22 protein-coding genes are annotated in these 24195 nt (G+C 66.6%); 21 read left to right on the top strand and 1 reads right to left on the bottom strand.

What is annotated here, in order from left to right; translation table 11 throughout:
• The first annotated feature begins 41 nt into the window (after positions 1-41).
• From C7R54_RS04420 to trmD, 8 genes are all read left to right on the top strand, one after another.
• Positions 42-683: a type 4 pilus major pilin gene (locus tag C7R54_RS04420; protein ID WP_129148933.1), complete on the top strand. Its 642-nt coding sequence runs from the start codon at positions 42-44 to the stop codon at positions 681-683.
• 152 nt (positions 684-835) lie between these two features.
• Positions 836-1864, top strand: a complete 1029-nt coding sequence (locus C7R54_RS04415) for a prepilin (RefSeq protein WP_129148932.1) — start codon at positions 836-838, stop codon at positions 1862-1864.
• A gap of 81 nt (positions 1865-1945) precedes the next feature.
• A complete protein-coding gene (gene alaS, locus C7R54_RS04410) occupies positions 1946-4567 on the top strand; it encodes an alanine--tRNA ligase (protein WP_129148931.1) in 2622 nt (873 codons plus the stop codon).
• Positions 4567-4839, top strand: a complete 273-nt coding sequence (locus C7R54_RS04405) for a sulfurtransferase TusA family protein (RefSeq protein ID WP_129148930.1) — start codon at positions 4567-4569, stop codon at positions 4837-4839. Before alaS ends, C7R54_RS04405 begins: the two co-directional genes overlap by 1 nt.
• Before the next feature lie 85 nt (positions 4840-4924).
• Positions 4925-5899 (top strand): hydroxymethylbilane synthase, encoded by a 975-nt coding sequence (gene hemC, locus C7R54_RS04400; RefSeq protein WP_158021146.1) that lies wholly within the window; start codon positions 4925-4927, stop codon positions 5897-5899.
• Positions 5900-6010: 111 nt separating this feature from the next.
• The gene (gene rpsP / locus C7R54_RS04395; protein ID WP_129148928.1) at positions 6011-6271 is read left to right on the top strand and encodes a 30S ribosomal protein S16; all 261 of its coding nucleotides are present in this window, start codon (positions 6011-6013) and stop codon (positions 6269-6271) included.
• 38 nt (positions 6272-6309) lie between these two features.
• Positions 6310-6942, top strand: coding sequence for a ribosome maturation factor RimM (rimM, locus tag C7R54_RS04390; protein ID WP_129149445.1), 633 nt, complete (start codon positions 6310-6312; stop codon positions 6940-6942).
• Entirely contained in the window at positions 6942-7739 is a 798-nt protein-coding gene (gene trmD, locus C7R54_RS04385; RefSeq protein WP_129148927.1) for a tRNA (guanosine(37)-N1)-methyltransferase TrmD, read from the top strand. The genes rimM and trmD overlap by 1 nt, the downstream gene beginning before the upstream one ends.
• Before the next feature lie 33 nt (positions 7740-7772).
• Here the strand turns inward: trmD and C7R54_RS04380 are convergent, their stop codons facing one another.
• Complete coding sequence (locus tag C7R54_RS04380; protein WP_129148926.1) at positions 7773-10685, bottom strand: valine--tRNA ligase; 2913 nt, start codon at positions 10683-10685, stop codon at positions 7773-7775.
• A gap of 147 nt (positions 10686-10832) precedes the next feature.
• Between C7R54_RS04380 and ndk the strand changes: the two genes are divergently transcribed.
• The 13 genes from ndk (at position 10833) to hflC (ending at position 23839) form a co-directional block, all read left to right on the top strand.
• Positions 10833-11258: a nucleoside-diphosphate kinase gene (gene ndk, locus C7R54_RS04375; protein WP_094854662.1), complete on the top strand. Its 426-nt coding sequence runs from the start codon at positions 10833-10835 to the stop codon at positions 11256-11258.
• Positions 11259-11279: 21 nt separating this feature from the next.
• The gene (gene rlmN / locus C7R54_RS04370) at positions 11280-12449 is read left to right on the top strand and encodes a dual-specificity RNA methyltransferase RlmN (protein WP_129148925.1); all 1170 of its coding nucleotides are present in this window, start codon (positions 11280-11282) and stop codon (positions 12447-12449) included.
• A complete protein-coding gene (locus C7R54_RS04365; RefSeq protein WP_129148924.1) occupies positions 12446-12934 on the top strand; it encodes a helix-turn-helix domain-containing protein in 489 nt (162 codons plus the stop codon). The genes rlmN and C7R54_RS04365 overlap by 4 nt, the downstream gene beginning before the upstream one ends.
• A 48-nt stretch (positions 12935-12982) precedes the next feature.
• Positions 12983-14284, top strand: coding sequence for a flavodoxin-dependent (E)-4-hydroxy-3-methylbut-2-enyl-diphosphate synthase (gene ispG / locus C7R54_RS04360; protein WP_129148923.1), 1302 nt, complete (start codon positions 12983-12985; stop codon positions 14282-14284).
• A 51-nt stretch (positions 14285-14335) separates the two neighbouring features.
• A complete protein-coding gene (gene hisS, locus C7R54_RS04355) occupies positions 14336-15622 on the top strand; it encodes a histidine--tRNA ligase (RefSeq protein WP_129149444.1) in 1287 nt (428 codons plus the stop codon).
• A gap of 1 nt (position 15623) precedes the next feature.
• Complete coding sequence (locus tag C7R54_RS04350; protein ID WP_129148922.1) at positions 15624-16262, top strand: YfgM family protein; 639 nt, start codon at positions 15624-15626, stop codon at positions 16260-16262.
• Positions 16263-16267: 5 nt separating this feature from the next.
• A complete protein-coding gene (bamB, locus tag C7R54_RS04345) occupies positions 16268-17422 on the top strand; it encodes an outer membrane protein assembly factor BamB (RefSeq protein WP_129148921.1) in 1155 nt (384 codons plus the stop codon).
• Positions 17423-17474: 52 nt separating this feature from the next.
• Positions 17475-18917 (top strand): ribosome biogenesis GTPase Der, encoded by a 1443-nt coding sequence (der, locus tag C7R54_RS04340; protein ID WP_129148920.1) that lies wholly within the window; start codon positions 17475-17477, stop codon positions 18915-18917.
• Between the two features lie 18 nt (positions 18918-18935).
• Positions 18936-20006, top strand: a complete 1071-nt coding sequence (gene hisC, locus C7R54_RS04335) for a histidinol-phosphate transaminase (RefSeq protein WP_129148919.1) — start codon at positions 18936-18938, stop codon at positions 20004-20006.
• Between the two features lie 114 nt (positions 20007-20120).
• A complete protein-coding gene (hfq, locus tag C7R54_RS04330; RefSeq protein WP_057652584.1) occupies positions 20121-20357 on the top strand; it encodes an RNA chaperone Hfq in 237 nt (78 codons plus the stop codon).
• 149 nt (positions 20358-20506) lie between these two features.
• Entirely contained in the window at positions 20507-21613 is a 1107-nt protein-coding gene (gene hflX, locus C7R54_RS04325) for a GTPase HflX (RefSeq protein ID WP_129148918.1), read from the top strand.
• Positions 21579-22871: an FtsH protease activity modulator HflK gene (gene hflK, locus C7R54_RS04320; RefSeq protein WP_129148917.1), complete on the top strand. Its 1293-nt coding sequence runs from the start codon at positions 21579-21581 to the stop codon at positions 22869-22871. The genes hflX and hflK overlap by 35 nt, the downstream gene beginning before the upstream one ends.
• 17 nt (positions 22872-22888) lie before the next feature.
• Positions 22889-23839, top strand: coding sequence for a protease modulator HflC (hflC, locus tag C7R54_RS04315; RefSeq protein WP_129148916.1), 951 nt, complete (start codon positions 22889-22891; stop codon positions 23837-23839).
• Positions 23840-24195: the final 356 nt, after the last annotated feature.

Genomic DNA, 24195 nt, shown 5'->3' with positions numbered 1-24195 from the left:
CAGGCTGGTTTTTCCAACTTCGTTCCAAGGACATTCTCGCCATGAATCATGCTCCCCTCCATGCCCCCCTCCATGCCCCTGTCCGCCACGCCCGGCTCCGTCCGGCCGATGGCTTTTCCCTTATCGAGGTCTCCATCGTTACCGCCATCGTGTTGCTGATCGCCATCATCGGCGTTCCCGCGCTGGGCACCTTCGTCATCGAGAACAAGGTGCCCAAGGTCGGCGAGGCCTTGCAGCGCTACATCACGCACGCCAAGACCAATGCCCAGGGCAGCGGCCCCACGCCTTATGCCGGCGTGCATACGGGCCTGCTGGCGCAAGCCCTGCGCGGTTCTTCGGTGATCGCGGTGACGGGGGAGGGCGTCTCGGCCTCGGTGGCCCACGGATTGGGCGGCAAGGGCCGCGCGGGCCACGGCACGCTGACGCTGGCCCCCGCGGCGGTGGGCGAGGGCGGGGCGGGGTCCGCCTTCACGCTCACGGCCACGCATGTCAACGATGCCGCATGCCCGACACTGGCAGCCGTCATGCAGCGGATGGCGGACATCATCGCCGTAGAAGGCAAGGGCGGCCGCGTGGTGGTGAAGGACGCCACCCGCATTCCTGCACAGCCTTACGACCCGGCCCGCGCCCAGGAGCAGTGCAGCGCGGGCGACGCCAATACCTTTGTCTTTACCGTGCGGTGAAAGCAATGCGTCCGGTGCGCGGCCATCCTGCCCGGCGTGGTCCGTCGGCCTCTCGTCTTTCCTTTCCGCCCCGTCAGCCCCGTCCGCCCCGTCCGTCCGCCCGCCGACATTCGACGGATGCCGCACCGGGCGGGAAAGCGCACGGCTACCTGATGCTGGAACTCGCATTCGTCCTGGCCATTGCATGTCTTGCCGCGGTGTGGGGCGCCGATGCATGGCGGCGCGAGGCCCAGGCGCTTGCCGGGCAGGCGGCCGGCGCCTGGCTGCTGGAAATCCGCGACGCACTGGCCCGCATGATGACGCGTCATCAGGATGAGCTGGCGCAAGGCGCGGCGCCGCGCGATGCGCACGGCAGCCCGGCCTATGCCGATGCGTACGCCCCAAGGTTGGACGAACTGATGCGTCATGGCCACCTGCCCGGCAGTTTCCCGGTAACCTCGGCCGGCGGGATGCGGGTGGCCATCCGGATCTTGCGCGGACCGGCCTGTCCGGGCGCGGGCTGCCGCCTGGATGCGCTGGCCTATAGCGCCCCGCCAGTGGGTGCCTGGAGCGGCCGGGAAGGCGGCTCGGGCACGGGCCAGCCAGGCGCCGATCCCGCCACCCTGGCCGCCATCCTGGCCGGGGCCGGCGGCCATGGCGGCCACGTCGACGGGCTGGCGCCTGACCATCTCCGTGGCCCCAATTTCCATTTTCCCAATCCGCCGATCCCGGGCATGGGGCGCCTGCCGGTCGGGACGGTGGCCGTCTGGGCGGGCCTGGACACCGCCGCCGCCTGGCCTTACGTGCGCATGCGCGACTCCCGCAATCCGGACTTCCAGGGCGATGTCACGGTCGCGGGCGGCATGCACGCGGCCAGGCGCTTGAGCACGGACGGGCATTTGTTCGTCGGCGCCCGGGCCAGGATGGGGGACGCCTGTTCCCCCGACGGCCTGGTGGCGCGCGCGGAAGACGGCGCATCCCTGTCCTGCGTGGCCGGCCGGTGGTCGTCGCCGGGCGGTTTCGGCGGCGTGTTTTTCGTGCACAGCTTTTTCGGCTGCTGGACACCCGGCCTGGTCTCGACCGCCAATCCACGGACCGGGCGTTGCAGTTGCCCGGCGGGCCACGACGCCATCCGGATTTCCCGGACGGGCGATATGAATGGTGGCGAGGGCGCCACGACAGGCTACCTCTGCGTCCGCTAGGCCGGTCCGTTCTCCCGGGAAACGGCGGCCAATTGCATATAATCGAGGATTGCCCAAAATGCCCATGCAGATTCATCCAAGATGAAATCCTCCGAGATTCGCCAGAAATTCCTGCAGTTTTTCCAGTCCAAGGGTCACACCATCGTCCCGTCGTCCTCGCTCGTGCCTGGCAACGACCCGACGCTGCTGTTCACCAACTCGGGGATGGTCCAGTTCAAGGACGTGTTCACCGGCAAGGAAACGCGCGCCTATACCCGCGCCACCTCGTCGCAGCGCAGCGTGCGGGCCGGCGGCAAGCACAACGACCTGGAGAACGTCGGCTATACGGCGCGCCACCACACCTTCTTTGAAATGCTGGGCAATTTCAGCTTCGGCGACTATTTCAAGCGCGACGCCATCCAGTACGCCTGGGAGCTGCTGACGCAGGTGTACAAGCTGCCCGCCGAGAAGCTGTGGGTCACGGTGTACCAGGAAGACGACGAGGCCTACGACATCTGGGCCAAGGAAGTGGGCGTGCCGGCCGAGCGCATCATCCGCATCGGCGACAACAAGGGCGCACGCTACGCTTCGGACAACTTCTGGCAGATGGCGGACACGGGCCCCTGCGGTCCCTGCTCGGAAATCTTCTATGACCACGGCCCGGAAATCTGGGGTGGCCCTCCGGGATCGCCCGAGGAAGACGGCGACCGCTATATCGAAATCTGGAACCTGGTGTTCATGCAGTTCGAGCGGGACGCCGCGGGCAACATGCCGCGCCTGCCCAAGCCCTGCGTCGATACCGGCATGGGCCTGGAGCGCATTGCCGCCGTGCTGCAAGGCGTGCATTCCAACTACGAAATCGACCTGTTCCAGAAGCTGATCGCCGCCGCCGCGCGCGAAACCGGCGTAACGGACCTGGAGAACAACTCGCTGAAGGTCATCGCCGACCACATCCGTGCCTGTTCGTTCCTGATCGTCGATGGCGTCATCCCCAGCAACGAAGGCCGTGGCTACGTGCTGCGCCGTATCATCCGCCGCGCGCTGCGCCACGGCTACAAGCTGGGCCAGACCAAGCCTTTCTTCCACCGCATGGTGGCCGACCTCGTTGCCGAGATGGGCGAGGCCTATCCCGAACTGGCCAATACGGCGGACCGCGTGGCCCAGGTGCTGAAGCAGGAAGAGGAGCGCTTCGGCGAGACCCTCGAAAACGGCATGAAGATCCTCGACGGCGCCCTGGCCAGCGTGCCGGCCGGGGGCCAGCTCGACGGCACCACGCTGTTCACCCTGTATGACACCTACGGCTTCCCCGTCGACCTGACCGCCGACATCTGCCGTGAGCGCAAGGTGGAGGTCGACCTGGCCGGTTTCGACACGGCCATGGCGCGCCAGCGCGAGCAGGCCCGCGCCGCCGGCAAGTTCAAGATGGCCGAAGGCCTGAGCTACGAGGGCGCGGACACGCGCTTCGAGGGCTACGAGCACCTGGAACTGGATGACGTGAAGGTCGTCGCCTTGTACGCCAACGGCACGTCGGTGCCCCGTATCGAAGCGGGCCAGGACGCCGTCGTCGTCCTGGATGCCACGCCGTTCTATGCCGAGTCCGGCGGCCAGGTGGGCGACACCGGCCTCCTGGAAGCCGACGGCGTGCGTTTCGCCGTGGCCGACACGCAGAAGGTGCAGGCCGGCGTATTCGGCCATCACGGCAAGCTGGAGTCGGGCCACCTGGCGGTGGGCGATATCCTGCTGGCCCGCGTCGACGGACTGCGCCGTGCCCGCACCGTGCGCAACCACTCCGCGACCCACCTCATGCACAAGGCCCTGCGCCAGGTGCTGGGCGCGCATGTGCAGCAGCGCGGTTCGCTGGTCGATCCCGACAAGACCCGTTTCGACTTCGCCCAGGACGCCCCCATGACCGCCGAGCAGATCGCGCGCGTCGAGGCCATCGTCAATGCCGAAATCCTGGCCAACCATGCGACCCAGGCCCAGGTGATGGCGTATGACGACGCCGTCAAGGGCGGCGCCATGGCCCTGTTCGGCGAGAAATACGGCGATAGCGTAAGGGTGCTGGACATCGGCTTTTCGCGTGAACTGTGCGGCGGCACGCACGTGTCGCGCACGGGCGATATCGGCATGTTCAAGATCGTCGCCGAATCCGGCGTGGCCGCCGGCGTGCGCCGCATCGAGGCCATCACGGGCGACAACACCCTGGCCTGGGTGCAGGCGCAGACCGCCTTGCTCGGCCGCGCCGCGGGCGCGCTGCGCACGCCGCCTGCCGAGCTGCCGGACCGCATTGCCCAGGTCCAGGAGCAGGTCAAGACCCTGGAGAAAGAGCTGGACCAGGCGCGCTCCAAGCTGGCGGCCAGCGCGGGCAACGACCTGGCCGACAAGGCCACCGTGGACGTCAAGGGCGTCAAGGTGCTGGCCGCGGGCATCGGCGCCGTCGATCCCAAGGCGCTGCGCGGCATGGTCGACCAACTCAAGGACAAGCTGAAGTCCGCGGTGGTGCTGCTGGCCGGTTCGCAGGATGGCAAGATCAGCGTGGTCGGGGGGGTCACCGCCGACCTGACCGGCCGCGTCAAGGCCGGCGACCTGGTCGGTTTCGTCTCGTCGCAGATCGGCGGCAAGGGCGGCGGCCGGCCGGACATGGCCATGGGCGGCGGCAGCGATGCCGGTGCCTTGCCGGCGGCCATCGCCAGCGTGCGCCAGTGGGTGGAAGAGCGCCTCTGATGGACGCGGATACCTCCAATCCCGCGCCGTCCGCGGATGGCGCCGTGCAGGCGGACATGGAAATCGATGCCAAGGGGCTGAATTGTCCCTTGCCCATCCTGCGCGCCAAGAAAGCCCTGGCCCAGCTGCAAAGCGGCCAGGTGTTGAAGGTGTTGACCACGGACCGCAACGCCATCCGCGACTTCCAGGCCTTCTGCAAGCAGACCGGCAATGCCTTGCTGGCGCAGCAGGAAGACGACGGCGTGGGCGTGCATTACCTGCGGCGACGCTGACCGCGACGCTGGCCTCGCCGTTATCCTTGCCGTTGACTCCCCCGCCGTTGACCCGTTCACAGGCCCAGGCACACTGGAATTCATCATGGCCAAGACTTTCAAGATCGGCACGCGCGCCAGCCTGATGGCGGTGCGCCAGACCGAAGACCTTATCCGGGCCCTGAGCCTGGCCTTTCCCGAGCACACCTTCGAGATGGTGACGCGGCCCGCCGCCGCCGACCTGGACCTGAAAACCCGCCTGGGCGGAATGGGTGGCAAGGGTGGCGCGTTCATCACCGCCATGCACGACATGATGTTGCGCGGCGAGGCCGATATGGTGATGCACTCGCTCAAGGACCTGCCTGGCAACGACGAGTATTACGCCGATACGCGGTTTTCCATCGGCGCCTGCCTGCCGCGCAGCGATGCGCGCGATTGCATGGTGCTCAAGCAGGGCATGGCCGTGGACGCGGTGCCCGCCGTGATCGGTACGGCGTCGGTGCGTCGCGCCGCCTTCCTGCGTCGCCTTTTCCCCGGCAGCCAGGCCGTGCCTTTCCGCGGCGCCGCCGACAAACGCATCCAGCGCATGGACGACGGCGTTCCCATGACCTTCAACTATGGCGGCGCCACGCCGCCGGTCGACGCCCTGTTGCTGGCGAAGAACGGCCTGGAGCGCATCGGACTGGATGGGCGCATCAGCCGGGTATTCTCGGTGGAGGAAATGTGCCCGGCGGTCGGGCAGGGCGTGGTCGTGGCGGAATACGCCACCGGCAACGACGAGGCGCGCGCCCTGCTGGCGGCGATCAACCACCGCGAGACCATGTTCTGCTACCAGGCCGAGCGCGCCTTGCTGAAGGCCTTGAACGGCCATTGCGATTCCCCTATCGGCGCCTATGCCTGGCTGGACGGCGGCAAGCTCAAGCTGCGGGGCATCGTGATCGCCCTGGATGGCCGCAGCGCCGTCGAGGTCTACGATGAGAGCGAGTATGCCGATCCGCTGGCGCTGGGCACCCGGGCGGGCGCCCGCTTGAACGCCCTGGGCGCCCAGGCCATCATCGAGGAAACGCGCTACGTCGGCTGAGGCACCGAAGGCTGGGGCGCCACAAATACAACATTTCCGCATCGATTTGCCGGGTTCTCCGGAACGATGCTAGAATCTACTGTTCTCCATAACCAATTCAAGGGATTACCTATGGTGGTGATTCGTCTGGCCCGTGGCGGGTCGAAAAAGCGTCCGTTCTACAACCTGGTGGCCACCGATTCGCGCAACCGTCGCGACGGGCGCTTCATCGAGCGCGTCGGTTTCTACAACCCCGTCGGTAGCGAAGGCACCGAAAACCTGCGCATCGCGATGGATCGCGTGAAGCACTGGACCGACAGCGGTGCCCAGCTGTCGCCGGCCGTGGAACGCCTGGTCAAGTCGTACTCGCAGAAAGTCTCCGCCGCGGCCTGAAGCTGGGCTTGCCTGCAGCGCTGAGCATGCCCGACAACATGAAGGTCCCGGCCGCCGCTTCGGCGGGTGCGGATGATCTGATCGAACTGGGCCGCGTCAGCGCCGCTTATGGCGTACGGGGCTGGGTGAAAGTGCAGCCGCATTCGGCGCAAGCCGACGTGCTGCTCTCCCTCCCCGAATGGCGGCTGGCACGCCTTGCCGCGCCCGCGAAAGCGGCCGCATCCGCGCAACCGCCGGCTTCCGCCATCTCGATCCATAAAGTCGTCACTGCCCGTCCGCAGGGGGCAACCGTGGTCGCGCAACTGGCCGGCATCGCCGACCGCGACCAGGCCGAGGCGCTGCGCGGGATGGCGGTCTACGCGCCGCGTTCGTCCTTTCCGGAACCGGAGGACGACGAGTTCTACTGGGTCGATCTCATCGGTTGCACGCTATACGGCGAGCAGGATGGCGCTCCCGTCCTGCTGGGCCGTGTCGAGGGCGTGCTGGATAACGGCGCGCATTCGGTGCTGCGCGTCGCCAGGCAGGACCTGGACGCGGCGGGTGTCGCGCAAGCGGTACTCGATGCCAAGGGGCGGCCGGCCGAGGTCCTGGTGCCTTTCGTCCAGGCGCACGTCCATACCGTCGACATTGCCAATCGCCGTATCGACAGCGACTGGCCCCTGGATTACTGATGCGTTTCGACGTCCTCACCCTGTTTCCGGACATGTTCAGCGTGGTCCGGGACCTGGGGGTGACGGGTCGCGCGCATGCGCAGGGCCGTTGGGCCCTCCAGGCCTGGAATCCGCGCGATTACACCCATGACGTGCACCGTACCGTGGACGATCGCCCCTATGGCGGCGGTCCCGGCATGGTCATGATGCCCGGCCCGTTGGAAGCGGCCTTGCAGGCCGCCCAGGCGCAACGCGCATCCGCCGGCCTGGCGCCGGCTCCTGTCATCCTGATGTCCCCCACCGGCCGCCGGTTCGACCAATTGGCCGCGCAGCAGCTGGCCGCCAGCCCCGGCGCGGTCCTGGTCTGCGGCCGCTATGAGGGCCTGGACCAGCGTTTCATCGACCGGTGCGTGACGGATGAGATCTCGCTGGGGGACTTCGTCCTGTCCGGCGGGGAGCTGGCCGCCCTGGCGGTGATCGATGCCGCCGTGCGTCTCATGCCCGGCGTGCTCAACGACGATGCCTCCGCGGTCCAGGACTCCTTCAACCCCGCGCTTTCCGGCCTGCTGGATAGTCCGCACTACACGCGGCCCGAGGTCTACGAAGGCGTTTCCGTCCCGCCGGAACTGCTGTCGGGCCATCACGCCAACATCGCCCGCTGGCGCCGCGAGCAGTCCCTGCGCCTGACCCAGCAGCGCCGTCCCGATCTCCTCGACGCCGCCCGCCGCCAGGGCCTGCTGACCCCCGCCGACGAGCGCTTCCTCAGCCTGCTGGCCACGCGCCGCGACAAGAGCCCCGGCGACCCGGGCCAGGGCTGATCCTTTCCTGCCGCGGCCCCGGATCGCTGCCGCTCAACCCGCCAGCTTGCCGCGCTGTTCGCGCACCTTCGCCAGCGTTTCGCTGAACTGCGCCATGCGTGCCTTTTCCTGCTCGACCACCGCCGCCGGGGCGCGCTCGACGAAGCTGGCGTTCGACAGCTTGCCGTTGGCCTTGGCGATTTCACCTTCCAGGCGGGCGATCTCCTTGTCCAGGCGGGCCGTTTCCGCGGCCACGTCGATCTCCACGCGCAGCATCAGGCGGGCGCCGCCGACCACCTGCACGGGAGCGCCGACGTCGGGCAGTTCCGCCACCGTTTCCACCTCGCTCAGGCGGGCCAGGGCGGCCAGGTAGGGGCCGTTGCGGTCCAGCTCGGCGCGATCGCCTTCGGCCACCAGGGGCACCTTCTGCGCGGGCGACAGGTTCATCTCGCCACGCAGCGCGCGCACCGCCTCCACCTGGGCCTTCAGGTTGGCGACCTCGGCCTCCGCGGCCTTGTCGATCGCGGCGGGATTGGCCACGGGGTAGGGCTGCACGCTGACGCTGTCCGCCTTGTCCGCGGCGCGCTTGCCGGCCACCAGCGAGACCTTCTGCCACAGCTCTTCCGTGATGAAGGGGATGATGGGGTGGGCCAGGCGCAGCACCACTTCCAGCACGCGGATCAGCGTGGCGCGCGTGCCCAGTTGCTGGGCCGGCGTGCCGTTCTGGATCTGCACCTTGGCGAGTTCCACGTACCAGTCGCAGTACTCGTCCCACACGTAGCGGTAGAGCGCGTTGGCGATGTTGTCGAAGCGATAGTCGGCGAAGCCGCGCGCGATCTCTGCCTCCAGCTCCTGCAGCTGGCTGACGATCCACCGGTCCACGAACGACGTCTCGCCCTCGGTGGCCGCCTTGCTCAGGTCGTGCCCTTCGGTGTTCATCAGCACGAAGCGCGTGGCGTTCCACAGCTTGTTGCAGAAGTTGCGGTAGCCCTCGCACCGCTTGAGGTCGAAGTTGATGTTGCGACCCAGCGTCGCGTAGGCGGCCATGGTGAAGCGCAGCGCGTCGGCGCCGAAGGCGGGGATGCCGTCCGGATACTGGCGCCGCGTGGCCTTCTCGATCTGGCCGGCCTGCTTGGGATTCATCAGGCCGTAGGTGCGCTTGCGCACCAGCGTTTCCAGGTCGACGCCGTCGATCAGGTCGATCGGGTCCAGCGTATTGCCCTTGGACTTGCTCATCTTCTGGCCGTCGGCATCACGGATCAGGCCGTGCATGTAGACGTGCTTGAACGGGATCTGCCCGGTCAGGTGCGTGGTCATCATGACCATGCGCGCCACCCAGAAAAAGATGATGTCGAAGCCGGTCACCAACACGTTCGACGGCAGGTAGCGCGCCAGGTCCGGCGTCTGGTCGGGCCAGCCCAGGTCGGTGAAGGGCACCAGCGCCGACGAGAACCACGTATCGAGCACGTCGGGGTCGCGTTGCAATGGGCCCTGCACGCCGGCGGCGCGGGCCTGCGCCAGCGCGTCTTGCTCGTTGTGCGCGACGAAGATGGTGCCATCCTCGGCATACCACGCCGGGATCTGGTGGCCCCACCACAGCTGGCGCGAAATACACCAGTCCTGGATGTTGTCCAGCCACTGGTTGTAGATGGTCGTCCAGTTCTCGGGGTAGAAGGACACGCGGCCGTCGGCCACCACTTCCAGCGCGACCTCGGTAATGCTCTTGCCGGGATGTAGCGTGCCCTCCGGGGCCGGCTTGCTCATGGCCATGAACCACTGGTCCGTCAGCATGGGCTCCAGCACCACGCCCGTGCGGTCGCCCTTGGGCTGCATCATCTTGTGCGGCTCGACCTTGGCCAGGTAGCCTTTTTCCTCCAGCTCGGCGACCACCGCCTTGCGCGCCTCGTAGCGCTCCAGGCCGCGGAACTGCTTCGGTCCGTTGTCGTTGATGTGCGCGTCGGGCGTGAAGATGACGATCAGCGGCAGGTCGTGGCGCAGGGCGCACGCATAGTCGTTGAAATCATGCGCGCCGGTGATCTTGACGCAGCCCGTGCCGAAGGCCGGGTCGACGAAGTCGTCGGCGATGATGGGAATATTGCGGTCGCACAGGGGCAGCTCGACCAGCTTGCCCACCAGGTGGCGGTAGCGCTCGTCGTCCGGGTGCACGCACAGCGCGCCGTCGGCCAGCATGGTCTCGGGGCGGGTGGTGGCGATGGTCATCCCGCGCAGGGTGACCGTCTGACCGTCCTTGTCGACGATGGTCTGCGGTCCGTCGACAAAGGGGTAGGTGATGTGCCACATGAAGCCGTCGGCTTCCTCCGACTGCACTTCCAGGTCCGACACCGCGGTCAGCAGCTTGGGGTCCCAGTTGACCAGGCGCTTGCCGCGGTAGATCAGGCCTTGCCGGTACAGGCGCACGAAGGTCTCCACCACGCCGCGCGACATGCGCTCGTCCATGGTGAAATACTCGCGGCTCCAGTCGGCCGAGGCGCCCAGCCGGCGCATCTGGTTGGTGATGGTGCTGCCGGACTGCTCCTTCCACTCCCAGACCTTCTCGACGAACTTGTCGCGGCCGAGGTCGTGGCGGGAAATATTCTGGGCGTCCAGCTGGCGCTGCACCACGATCTGCGTGGCGATGCCGGCGTGGTCGGTGCCGGGGATCAGGACGGTGTCGTCGCCCGACATGCGGCGATAGCGGGCCAGCCCATCCATGATGGTCTGGTTGAAGGCGTGGCCCATGTGCAGGGTGCCCGTTACATTCGGCGGCGGGAACTGGATGGTGTAAGTTTTGTCTCCAGAACCTGTATCGACGTGGCGGCCACCATCGAAATAGCCGCGCCGCGCCCATTCGGCGTACCAGCGTGCTTCTAGGTCGGCCGGCTCGAAGCTTTTGGCAAGCTCCTGTGTCTCGGCAGGGGCGGCGGGGGGCGCGGCGGATGAGGCGGCGTCGTTCACGGCTTTATTCATTACGCGTTTCCGGGGACAGATCTCCCGTCCGATCCAACGTCGGCGGGTCAAACCTGTGATTTTATGATGTAGACGGCCCTTATAGGCATGCTAGAATGGCCGGTTGCTATAAACCTATTAGAAGTCCCTGTTTTTATTGGAGTTTTCATGTCTGTTCAACGTACCCTCTCGATTATCAAGCCCGACGCCGTGGCGAAGAACGTTATCGGCCAGATCGTGGCCCGTTTCGAGCAGGCCGGCCTGAAGGTGATCGCTGCCCGCCTGCAGCAGCTGTCGCGCGCTGACGCCGAGCGTTTTTACGCTGTGCACAAGGAACGCCCCTTCTTCAAGGACCTGGTCGACTTCATGGTTTCCGGTCCTGTCTTCGTCCAGGTGCTGGAAGGTGAAGACGCCATCCAGAAGAACCGCGACCTGATGGGCGCCACCGATCCCAAGAAGGCCGCCGCCGGCACCATCCGCGCCGACTTCGCCGACAGCATCGACGCCAACGCCGTGCACGGTTCGGACGCGCCGGAAACCGCCGCCGTCGAAGTGGCTTTCTTCTTCCCCGAAATCAACATCCACAGCCGCTGATCCGGCTGGGGCGAATGCGACATGGAAACCGTTGAACGTATCAACCTGCTGGGCCTGGACGGCGATGCGCTGGCCGGGCTGGTGGCGCGCTGGGGCGGCAAGCCCTTCCGCGCCAAGCAGTTGCAGCGCTGGGTGCACCAGCGCGGCGCCGATTCGTTCGACGCCATGACCGACCTGGCGCGCGACTTTCGCGGCCAGCTGGCGCAGAACTGCGTCATCGAGGCGCCGCCGGTCATGACCCAGCAGCGTTCGTCCGACGGCACCCGCAAATGGCTGTTCGACGTCGGGCAGGGCAATGCCATCGAAACCGTGTTCATTCCCGAGGATGATCGCGGCACGCTGTGCATTTCCAGCCAGGCCGGCTGCACGGTCAATTGCCGCTTCTGTTCCACCGGGCACCAGGGGTTCAACCGCAACCTGCACGCCAGCGAAATCGTCGGCCAGTTGTGGTGGGCCCGCAAGGTGCTCGAAGCGGACCTGGCCAGTGCCCGCCTGCCGGCCGCCGAGGGCGTTCAAGCCACGGCGCCGGCCGACAATCGCGTGGTCAGCAACGTGGTCATGATGGGCATGGGCGAGCCCCTGCTCAACTACGACCAGGTGTTGACCTCCTTGCGCCTGATGCTGGACGACAACGCCTATGGCCTGTCGCGCCGCCGCGTCACGGTGTCCACGTCGGGCGTGGTGCCCATGATGGACCGCCTGTCGCAGGACTGCCCGGTGGCCCTGGCCGTCTCGCTGCACGCGCCCAACGACGCGCTGCGCGACGAACTGGTGCCGCTGAATCGCAAGTACCCGCTGGCCGAGCTGTTGGCGGCCTGCAATCGCTACCTGGCGTACGCGCCGCGCGATTTCATTACCTTCGAATACGTCATGCTGGACGGCGTCAACGACTCCGACCAGCATGCCCGGGAACTGGTTGCGATTGCGCGCGAAGTGCGCTGCAAGCTCAACCTGATCCCGTTCAATCCCTTCCCGCAATCCGGCTTGAAGCGCTCGCCGATGGCGCGCGTACGCATTTTCGCGCAGCGGCTGATGGATGCCGGCGTCATCACCACGGTGCGCAAGACCCGTGGTGACGATATCGACGCCGCCTGTGGCCAGCTGGCGGGCGAAGTGCGCGACCGTACCAAGATCACGGAACGCATTGCCGCGCAGCGCCGGGCCATTCCGATCAAACAGGTGCATGCATGACGCAAGAAGCCGCTCAACCCGTATCCGAGACCGTCGCGCAAGCGGGGAGCGAATCCGTGGGGGCGGCATTGCGTTCGCTGCGCAAGAGCAAGGGCTGGTCGCTGGAAGAAGTGGCCAGCCGCATCAAGTTCGCGCCGCGCCAGATCGACGCGCTGGAAAACGAGCAGTGGAGCGAGCTGCCCAAGGGTATCTCGCTGCGCGGCCTGGTTCGCAGCTACGCGCGCCTGCTGGGCGCCGATCCGCAGGCCATCCTCGCCTCGCTGGACCCCAGCATGCACGCCGCCCAGCCCGCCAGGCTGGTGCAAGGGCCCTTGCATTCGACCACGGGCGGCGCCCATGTGGATGAAGACCGCGGCGGCTCCTCGTCCTGGGGCTGGCTGATCGTCATCCTCGTGGTGGTGGCCGCGGGCCTGGCCTATGCCTATTGGCAGGGCTGGCTGCCGCAACACTGGGTTCCCGCCTGGTTATCCAGGCAGGCGGGCTGAGCCGGCCCCAGCGCCGCTGTCCGCCGCGTTCAGATTACGACGCCAGACATGGAAGAATCGACTTTGCCCCGCGGGCCCTTGCCCTGCCAGGATAATCCTCCCCCCGTGGTGGGCGCGGCGGCGCGCCACCGCACGCGCGCCGTGGCTGTCCGCTGGGGCGACCGCGTCGTCACCATCGGCGGCAATGCGCCGGTGGTCGTGCAGTCCATGACCAATACGGACACCGCCGACGCCATCGCCACCGCCATCCAGGTGCGCGACCTGGCGCAGGCGGGCTCCGAGCTGGTGCGCATCACGGTCAATACCCCCGAAGCCGCGCGCGAGGTCATCGCCATCCGCGAGCAGCTCGATCGCATGGGCGTGTCGACGCCCCTGGTCGGCGACTTCCACTACAACGGGCACAAGCTGCTGACGCAGTTTCCCGATTGCGCGCAGGCGCTGTCCAAGTACCGCATCAACCCCGGCAATATGGGCGGCGGCAAGCGGCGCGACGACAATTTCGCGCAGATGATCGAAGTGGCTTGCCGCTACGACAAGCCGGTGCGCATCGGCGTGAACTGGGGCAGCCTGGATCATGAGCTGATGGCGCGCAAGATGGACGAAAACAACCGGCGCGCCCAGCCCTGGGAAGCGCAGGCGGTGATGCGCGACGCCCTGGTGGTGTCGGCCATCAGCAATGCCCGGCGCGCCGAGGAACTTGGCCTGGCGGGCGACAAGATCGTCCTGTCGTGCAAGGTCAGCCACGTGCAGGACCTGATCGCGGTCTACCGCGACCTGGCCGCGCGCTGCGACTATCCGGCGCATCTGGGACTGACCGAGGCCGGCATGGGCAGCAAGGGCATCGTGGCTTCGACGGCCGCGCTGGCGGTGCTGCTGCAGGAAGGCATCGGCGACACCATCCGCATCTCGCTCACGCCCGAGCCGGGCGGCGACCGCGCGCGCGAAGTGGTGGTGGCGCAGGAAATCCTGCAAAGCATGGGCTTGCGCGCCTTCACCCCGATGGTCGTCGCCTGCCCGGGCTGCGGCCGCACCAGCAGCACGGTGTTCCAGGAACTGGCCGACAGCATCCAGTCCTATCTGCGGCGCCAGATGCCGGTCTGGCGCACCCGGTATCCCGGCGTGGAAAACATGAATGTGGCGGTCATGGGCTGTGTGGTCAACGGCCCCGGCGAAAGCCGCCATGCCGACATCGGCATCAGCCTGCCTGGCACCGGTGAGGTCCCGGCCGCGCCCGTCTTCGTCGATGGCGAGCGGACGGTGACCCTCAAGGGCGACCATATCGCCGAGGAATTCCAGGCCATTGTCGAAAACTACGTGGCGCGCCGCTATGGCGCGCCGGTCTCACAATAAGCAAAAGGTGAGGCGTGGGGCCGCCGGCAGGCGGCCGCCATGCCCAAGGACATGACGCAAGCGTTCCAGAAAGTCGCCGCCATCCGCGGCATGAATGATGTGCTGCCGGGCGTGGGCGCCCGTTGGGAGCAATTCGAGGAAATCGTCCGCGAGTGGCTGCACGCCTACGGCTATCGCAACCTGCGCACGCCGGTGCTGGAGCATACCCGGCTGTTCGCGCGCGGCATCGGCGAAGTCACCGATATCGTCGAAAAAGAGATGTACACCTTCACCGACGCGCTCAACGGCGAATCGCTGACCATGCGCCCGGAGATGACGGCCGGCATCGTTCGCGCCTCCATCGAGCACAACCTTCTGTACGACCGTCCGCAGCGCGTCTATTCGCTGGGTCCCGTGTTCCGTCACGAGCGTCCGCAGCGCGGCCGCTACCGCCAGTTCCACCAGATCGACGTCGAGGCCCTGGGGTTCGCCGGCCCGGACGTCGACGCCGAACTGATCATCATGCTGGCCCGCCTGTGGAAGCGGCTGGGACTGACGGACGTCCGTTTGGAGCTCAACTCGCTGGGCCAGGCCGAAGAGCGCGCCGCGCATCGCGCCGCCTTGATCGAGCACCTGGAAAAGCATCGCGACGTCCTGGACGAGGACGGCCAGCGCCGCATGTACAGCAATCCCCTGCGCGTGCTGGACACCAAGAACCCGGCCATGCAGGCCATGGCCGACAGCGCGCCCAAGCTGTTCGATTTCCTCGGCGCCGAGTCGCGCGCCCACTTCGACGGGGTGTGCGCCCTGCTCGACGATGCCGGCATTTCGTACCGCTTGAATCCGCGCCTGGTGCGCGGCCTGGACTACTACAACCTGACCGTGTTCGAGTGGGTCACCGACCGTCTTGGCTCGCAAGGGACGGTGTGCGGCGGCGGCCGCTATGACGGCCTGATCGAGCTGCTGGGCGGCAAGCCGGCGCCCGCGGTGGGCTTTGCCATCGGCATGGAGCGCCTGCTGGACCTGTGGGACCAGACGGCGCCCGCCGCCACGGTGCCCGAATGTGAAATTTATGTGGTGCACCAGGGGGACGCGGCCCAGCGCCTGGCCGCCCGCGTGGGTGAAACCCTGCGCGATGCCGGTCTTTCCGTTATCGTGCACGCCGGTTCGGCCAGCTTCAAGTCGCAATTCAAGCGCGCCGACGCCAGCGGCGCCCGGGTTGCGGTTATCCTTGGCGCCGACGAAGTGGCCGCGCAGGCGGCCAGCATCAAATATCTGCGCGCCGACGGCGCGCAGGGCGACGCGCAGCAGCAGGTGCCGCTGGCCGAGCTCGCACAGGTTTTGAAATCGAAGGGTTAGCATGGCATACGATCTCGAAGAACAGGAAAAGCTCGACGCGCTGAAGGCCTGGTGGGCCAGATATGGCCTGCTGGTGGGCATCGTGGTGGCGGTCGCGGCCCTGGCCTGGGGCGGTTGGAATGGCTGGCGCGCCTATCAGGGCCACGTCAGTCGCCAGGCCATGGGGTATTTCGAGGCGCTGGAAGATGCCGCGCGGCTGGGCGGCGCCGACGCCAGCGCCCGCATCAAGGCCGCCGCCGGCACCTTGCGCAGCGACTATCCCAAGACGGGCTATGCCGGACGCGGCGTGCTGGTGGCCGCGCAGGCCCTGCAGGCGCAGAACGACATCGATGGCGCGCGCGAGCAGCTCGAATGGCTGGCCGCGCAGAAGCGCGAGACCGCCTTGCAGCCGGTCGCCAAGCTGCGCCTGGCGGGCATCCTGCTGGACCAGAAGAAATACGATGAGGCGCTGGCGCAACTGAGCGATCCGCCGCCGGCCTTCGCCGCGTTGTTCGCCGATCGCCGTGGCGACGTGCTGGCTGCCCAGGGCAAGGCCCAGGAAGCGCGCACCGCCTACCAGAATGCGATCGACGGCCTGGGGCAATCCAACGCCTTGGTGCCTGTCGTGCAACTCAAACTCGATGCCCTCGCCGGAGCCTGATTCCGATGTTCACGCCTGTTATCCGCCGTTTTTTCACGCTGGCCGCCTGCGTGGCTACCGCTGTCGCCCTGAGCGCCTGCTCGCTGTTCTCCAAGGACGACAAGCGCTATGACCCGACGCCGCTGACCGAGTACAAGGCCGGCATGTCGGTGCACCAGGCCTGGTCGGTCTCCATCGGCAGCGGGGGCGGCCTGGGTTTCCTGCCGACCGTCGTCGGCGATACCGTTTACGCCGCCACGCCCAACGGCAAGGTCGGCAAATACGATCTGCTCAGCGGCCGCGCCATCTGGACCGTCTCCACCGACAAGCTGTCGGCCGGCGCGGGCAGCGACGGTTCCACCACGGTGGTGGCCACTCCCTCGGGCCAGGTCATCGCCTTCGACGACACCGGCAAGGTCAAGTGGAAGGCGCAGGCCACCAGCGAGGTCAACATCCCGCCGGCGGTCGGCAATGGCGTGGCGGTGGTGCGCAGCAGCGACTATCGCATCCAGGCGTTCGACCTGAACAGCGGCGAGCGCGTCTGGAGCGTGCAGCGCCCCGGCCCGGCGCTGGCCCTGCGTTCGAACGCGCAGATGGTGATCGCCCAGGGCCTGGTCCTGACGGGCCTGCCGGGCGGCAAGCTCATGGCCATCAACGCCGGCTCCGGCGACGTGCAGTGGGAAGGCACCGTGGCCACGCCCAAGGGCGGCAGCGACCTGGAACGCCTGACGGACGTGGTCGGCGCGCCGAGGCTGCTGGGGCCGCTGATGTGCGCCGTTGCCTACCAGGGCCGCGTGGTCTGCTTCGACGTCTCGCAGGGCGGCCGCCCGATCTGGAACAAGGATTTCTCCAGCACCGTCGGCCTGGCCGTGGATGACCATGGCGTCTATGCGCCGGACCAGAGCAGCGTGCTGTATGGTTTCGACCTGCGCAGCGGACAGCAGCTCTGGAAGCAGGACAACCTGAAGAATCGCCACCTGACCGCGCCGACCGTGATCGGCAGCGCGGTTGCCGTCGGCGATTATGATGGCTACGTGCATTTCGTGTCGCGCGACAGCGGCCAGCTGCTGGCGCGCATCTCGGTAGGGGGCGATGCCGTGGTCTCGCCCCTGACCACCACGACGCAAGGCGTGCTGGTGCAGACGGGCAACGGCAACCTGGTGATGCTCAGCACCAACTGAACATTTTTCCGCCATTCCGGCGATTTTTCTCGAACCTGATACCGCTTCTTCCGTGCCTTTCAAACCTGTCGTCGCCCTGGTAGGCCGCCCCAATGTCGGGAAGTCCACCCTCTTCAACCGCCTGACGCGTTCGCGTGCGGCCCTGGTCGCGGACTTCTCGGGCCTTACGCGCGATCGTCATTACGGCGAGGGCAGGGTGGGGGACTATCCGTTCATCGCCATCGACACGGGCGGGTTCGAGCCCGTGGCCAAGGACGGCATCCTGCTGGAAATGGCGCGCCAGACCAAGCAGGCCATCGCGGAATCCGACGTCGTCATCTTCCTGGTCGACGGCCGCGCGGGCGTCAACGCGCACGATCACGAGATTGCCGCGCTGCTGCGCCGCTCGGGGCAGCGCCGCATCATCCTGGCGGTCAACAAGGCCGAAGGCATGGGCATGGCCGCCACCGCCGATTTCCATGAGCTGGGCCTGGGCCAGCCGCGTCCCATTTCGGCCGCGCATGGCGACGGCATCGTCGACCTGATCGAACTGGCCCTGCGCGACCTGGTCGACCCGGAACCGGAGCCCGGTTCGGACATGGATGACGCCGGCGAATTCGACGATGCGGCGGAAGCCGCCGGCGAAGACGGCGAAGACGGCGATACGCCGTCGCAGGGCAAGTACCAACCCTTGCCCGCGGATCACCGCATCAAGCTGGCCATCGTCGGCCGGCCCAATGTCGGCAAGTCGACCCTGATCAATACCCTGCTGGGCGAAGAGCGCGTGATCGCGTTCGACATGCCCGGCACCACCCGCGACGCCATCGAAATCGAATTCGAGCGCGACGGCAAGCGCTATACGCTGATCGACACCGCCGGCCTGCGCAAGCGCGGCAAGGTCTTCCAGGCGGTGGAAAAGTTCTCCGTCATCAAGACCTTGCAGGCCATCGAGGCCTGCAACGTGGTGCTGTTGATGCTGGACGCGCAGACCGAGATTTCCGAGCAGGACGCGCACATCGCCGGCTTCGTGCTCGAAACCGGGCGTGCGCTGGTGGTGGCAATCAACAAATGGGACGGCCTGGATGCCGACCAGCGCGAACGCATCCAGCGCGAGTTCGAACGCAAGCTGCGTTTCCTGTCGTTCGCCCGCATGCACACGATCTCGGCCCTGAAGGGGGCTGGCGTGAAGGCCTTGTTGAAGTCGGTCAACGCCGCGCATGCCGCTGCTTTCGCCAAGTTGTCCACGCCCAGGCTGACGCGCGAACTGCAGGCCGCCGTCGAGCAGCAGCCGCCGCCGCGCAAGGGCATCTTCCGGCCCAAGATGCGCTATGCCCACCAGGGCGGCCAGAATCCGCCGCTGGTCATCGTGCACGGCAATGCCCTGGATGCCGTGCCGGACTCCTATCGCCGCTACCTGGAAACGCGTTTCCGCAACGCCTTCGACCTGGGCGGCACGCCGTTGCGCATCGAATTCAAGTCCTCGCACAATCCCTACGCGCAGGACAAGGACAAATAATTCCCCGAGGATAGGTCCATGAGCCGCTTCTGGAGTCCGGTGGTCGCCGGCCTCAGCCCTTACGTGCCGGGCGAGCAGCCCAAGCTGCGCAACCTGGTCAAGCTGAACACCAACGAAAATCCCTACGGTCCCTCGCCCAAGGTGCTGGAGGCCATACGCGCCGCCTGCGACGACAGCCTGCGCCTCTATCCTGATCCGGGCGCGGAGCAGTTGCGCCAGGCCATAGGCCGGCGCTACGGCGTCGAGCCGGCCCAGGTATTCGTGGGCAATGGTTCGGACGAGGTGCTGGCGCTGGCCTTCCAGGCCCTGCTCAACCATGACGCGCCGCTGCGTTTCCCGGACATTACGTACAGCTTCTATCCGGTGTACTGCGGTCTCTACGGCATACGCCAGCAAACGGTGCCGTTGACCACCGACTTCCGCATCGACCCGGCCGACTACCTGCCGGGGGCGGGCAAGGGCGCCGGCCCGGTCATTCTTCCCAATCCCAATGCACCGACGGGTCGTGCGCTGCCGCTGGGCGACATCGAACGTATCGTCGCGGCCAATCCCGATGTGGTGGTGGTGGTCGACGAGGCCTATATCGATTTCGGCGGCGAGTCAGCCGTGCCCCTGGTCGCGCGCCATGACAACCTGTTGGTGATCCAGACGTTGTCGAAATCGCGGTCGCTGGCGGGCCTGCGGGTCGGCTATGCCATCGGTTCAACCGCCCTGATCGAGGGCCTGGACCGCGTCAAGAACAGCTTTAATTCCTATCCCATCGACCGTTTGGCCTTGGCCGGCGCCGTCGCCGCCATCGAGGACGACGCCTATTTCCAGCAGACGTGCGCCGCCGTGGTGCGTACGCGCGACGCGTTGACGGCCGATCTGCACGGTTTTGGGTTCGAGGTGTTGCCCTCGGCGGCCAATTTCGTGTTCGCCCGGCACCCTGGTCGCGATGCGGCGCAACTCGCTGCTGCGCTGCGGCAAGAAGGCATTATCGTGCGCCATTTCCGCCATCCGCGCATCGACCAATTCTTGCGTATTTCGGTGGGAACCGATGCCGAATGCCACAGCTTGGTGCAAGCGCTGAAGGGCATTTTCGGCTGAAATTTCTGGTGGCATCTTTGGGTTCAACTTAAGTGGCACCGCCCGGGAAAACCCTGTAGAGTAACGATTTCGGCGTTCGCCACCACCTCAAAACAACACAATGGAGCCTGGCCAATGAGCAATAAAGGGCAAACCTTGCAAGATCCGTTTTTGAATACGCTGCGCAAAGATCATGTGCCGGTGTCCATCTATCTCGTGAACGGCATCAAGCTGCAGGGACAAATCGAATCTTTCGACCAATACGTGGTGCTGCTGCGCAATACCGTGACCCAAATGGTCTACAAGCATGCCATTTCGACCGTTGTGCCGGCCCGTCCGGTCAACTTCCAGGTGGAAATCCCCGCTGAGTAAAGTCCGCTCCGGCCACGCAGTTCCTTTGCCCGCCGCACGTTTTCGTGTCGGCGGGCATTTTCGCTGGGGCTCCGGTTTTTTCGAGTATGTTTTGCATTGAGCCGCCGGTCGCAGTGCCCGTGGTTCAACGCTTGGAGGTTTAGCGCCCTATGCGAGCCCTGATCATCAGTGTCGACCTGGGTAATCCCGACTACGTCGCGCATGCGGAGGAATTCGCCATGCTCGCGCGCGGCGCGGGCGCGGAGATCGTCGATACGGTCAAGGCCCGGCGCGATCGTCCCGACGCGAAGTACTTCATCGGTACGGGCAAGGTCGACGAGGCGGTGCTGCTGGCGAAGGCCCATGACGCCGACATCGTCCTGTTCGACCACCCCCTGTCGCCTGCCCAGCAGCGCAACCTGGAGCGCGCCTTCAACTTGCGCGTGGTCGACCGGGTCGCGCTTATCCTCGATATCTTCGCGCTGCGCGCCAAGAGCCACGAGGGCAAGCTGCAAGTCGAGCTGGCCCAGCTGCAGCACCTGACCACGCGCCTGACCCGCATGTGGAGCCACCTGGAGCGGCAGCGCGGCGGCATAGGCATGCGCGGTCCGGGCGAGTCGCAGCTGGAAATGGACAAGCGCATGATCGGCGCCAAGGTCAAGGTGCTGCGCGAACGGCTGGAGAAGGTCGAGCGCCAGCGCCTGACGCAGCGCCGCGCCCGCGCCCGCGGCGGCGCCTTGTCGGTGTCGCTGGTCGGCTATACCAACGCCGGCAAGTCCACCTTGTTCAACGCATTGACCCGCGCCGACGCCTACGCGGCCGACCAGTTGTTCGCCACGCTCGATACCACCACCCGCCGCATCTGGATCGAAGGGGCGGGGTCGGTCGTGCTATCCGATACGGTGGGCTTCATCCGCGACCTGCCGCCCACCCTGATCGCCGCCTTCCGCGCCACGCTGGAGGAAACCGTGCACGCCGACCTGCTGCTGCACGTGGTCGACGCGGCCAGCCCGCAGCGCGACGAACAGATCCACGAGGTCGAAAAGGTCCTCGAGGAAATCGGCGCGGGAACCATTCCGGTCATCCTGGTCTATAACAAGATCGACCGCGTCCAAATGGCGCCGCGGGTCGACCGGAACGCGCATGGTACGATTGCGCGGGTGTTTGTAAGCGCCGCCGAGCGCGCCGGTCTGGATGCGTTGCGCGGGGCAATTGCAGAGGCTGGTCAGATTGCGGGAAACAATGCGTCTAATATCCAAACTGTTCAATCTGAATGATCCCGGTTGGGGGCGTGGCAACCAAAACGGCAACGAGCCGCCGCGCCGCCCCCAGGGCAATGGCGATGGTCCGCCGGATCTCGACGAGGTCTGGCGCGATTTCAATAACCGTATCGGCGCCATCTTCGGCCGCAAGGGCGGAGGCCGCGGCAACCGGCCCACCGGCACCGGCGGCCCGTCGCCTTCGCCGCGCAATGCCCGCATCGGGCTGGGAGTGATCGTCCTGGTGCTGGTGGCGCTGTGGCTGGCCAGCGGGTTCTACATCGTCCAGGAAGGCCAGGTGGCGGTCGTCACCCAGTTCGGCAAGTACAAGAGCACGTCGCAGGCCGGCTTCCAGTGGCGCCTGCCGTATCCGTTCCAGAACCAGGAAACCGTCAACGTGTCGCAACTGCGCACGTTCGAGGTCGGTTTCCGCGGCAGCTCGCGCAACAAGGTGCTGCCCGAGGCCCTGATGCTCACCACCGACGAGAACATCGTCGACATGCAATTCGTGGTGCAGTATCGCCTGCGCGCCGACGGCGCCCCGGACTACCTGTTCCGCACGCGCGACCCGGATGAATCGGTGCGCCAGGCGGCCGAGACCGCCATGCGCGAGATCGTCGGCAAGCAGCCCATGGATTATGTGCTGTATGAAGGCCGCACCAACGTGGCCACCGAAGTGCAGGCGCTGATGCAGCAGATCCTGGACCGCTACCACACGGGCATCCAGGTCAGCACCGTGGCCATCCAGAACGTGCAGCCGCCGGAACAGGTGCAAGCCGCGTTCGACGACGCCGTCAAGGCCGGCCAGGACCGCGAGCGCCAGATCAACGAAGGCCAGGCCTATGCCAATCAGGTCGTGCCGCTGGCCTCGGGCCAGGCGTCGCGCATGACGGAGCAGGCCGAAGGCTACAAGGCCAAGGTCATCGGCGACGCCGAGGGTAATACGGCGCGTTTCAACAGCATCGTGAGCGAATACCGCAAGGCACCCGCGGTGATGCGCGAGCGGATGTACCTGGAGACCATGCAGGAGATCTATTCGCGCTCCAGCAAGGTCATGATCGACGGCAAGGACGGCAACAACATGCTGTACCTGCCCATCGACAAGATCATCCAGCAGGCGGCGCAGGACGCCGGCAAGCAGGCGCCCGCCACGGGCGGCAGCCTGCCTGGCGCCAGCCAGCCGTCGATACCGCAGCCTCCGCGCACTTCCGGGCAGCAATCCGGCAACAGCGGCAGCAACAGCAATACGCTGCCTCGCGACCGTCTGTCGCGCTAACCGGAGGAGCTACTCGCATGCAACGTCTTTTGCCCATCCTGGTTGGCCTGCTGATCATCCTGGCCGCCGCCTCGTCCTGCGTCTTCATCGTGCGCGAGCGCGATTACGCCCTGGTGTTCTCGCTGGGTGAAGTGCGCAAGGTCATCAACGAACCCGGCCTGTACTTCAAGGCGCCGCCGCCGTTCCAGAACGTCGTCACGCTGGACAAGCGCGTGCTGACCATCGAATCGACGGATGCCGAACGCATCCAGACGTCCGAGAAGAAGAACCTGCTGATCGACTCCTACGTGAAATGGCGCATCGCCGACCCGCGCCTGTACTACGTGACCTTCGGCGGCAATGAGCGCGCCGCGCAGGAACGCCTGCAAGCGCAGATCCGCGATGCGCTGAACGCCGCCGTCAACGTGCGTACCGTCAAGGACGTGGTGTCGGCCGAGCGGGAAAAAGTCATGGCGGAAATCCTGGCCAACGTCGCCAAGCGCGCCGAGCCCCTGGGCGTGCAGATCGTCGACGTGCGCCTGCGCCGCATCGAATTCGCGCCGGAGATTTCGGAGTCCGTGTATCGCCGCATGGAAGCCGAGCGTACCCGCGTGGCCAACGAACTGCGCTCCATCGGCGCCGCCGAAGGCGAGAAAATCCGCGCCGAAGCCGACCGCCGCCGCGAGGTCATCCTGGCCGAAGCCTATGCCAAGGCGCAGGCCATCATGGGCGAGGGCGATGCCCAGGCCAGCAGCGTCTACGCCGCGGCTTATGGCAAGGATCCGGTCTTCTACACGTTCTACAAGAGCCTGGAAGCCTACCGGACCGCGTTCTCCAAGCCCAGCGACCTGCTGGTGGTGGACCCGAGCTCGGAATTCTTCCAGTTCTTCAAGTCCTCGATGGGCAACCCGGCGGCGCCCACCGGCGCCCAGGGCGGCCTGCCGGGCAGCCCGTCCGCGCCCGCCGCGGCGCCGGCTCCCGCCCGCTGAGGCGGGCAGGGGCCCGCAGCCGAGCTTGCTTCGGCCACAGCGACGGCAACGGCGACGGCCACGGCCACGGCGACGGTCACGGTCACGGTCACGGTCACGGTCACGGTCACGGTCACGGTCACGGTCACGGTCACGGTCACGGTCGCAGGCGGGGCCCGCCTGGGCAGCCTGGTTTGGCCCGCCTGGCCGGCCCCTCCGCCATGAAAAAGGCGCGCCCCGGCGCGCCTTTTTTCTTTCCTCGATTCCTCATGTACAATACCCCGTAAGCTATTCAAAATTCCGCGCGGCTGAGCGGGCTTACGCCCCTCAGCCGCTTTTCGTTTGGGCGTTGCTTACCCGTCAGGTTCCGGCGACGC

Origin of the sequence: Achromobacter aloeverae, assembly GCF_004121055.1 — a bacterium.
GTDB lineage: Bacteria > Pseudomonadota > Gammaproteobacteria > Burkholderiales > Burkholderiaceae_B > Bordetella_C > Bordetella_C aloeverae.
Note: the sequence above shows the minus strand (reverse complement) of the source record. Positions and strands in the feature narration are given on the sequence as shown.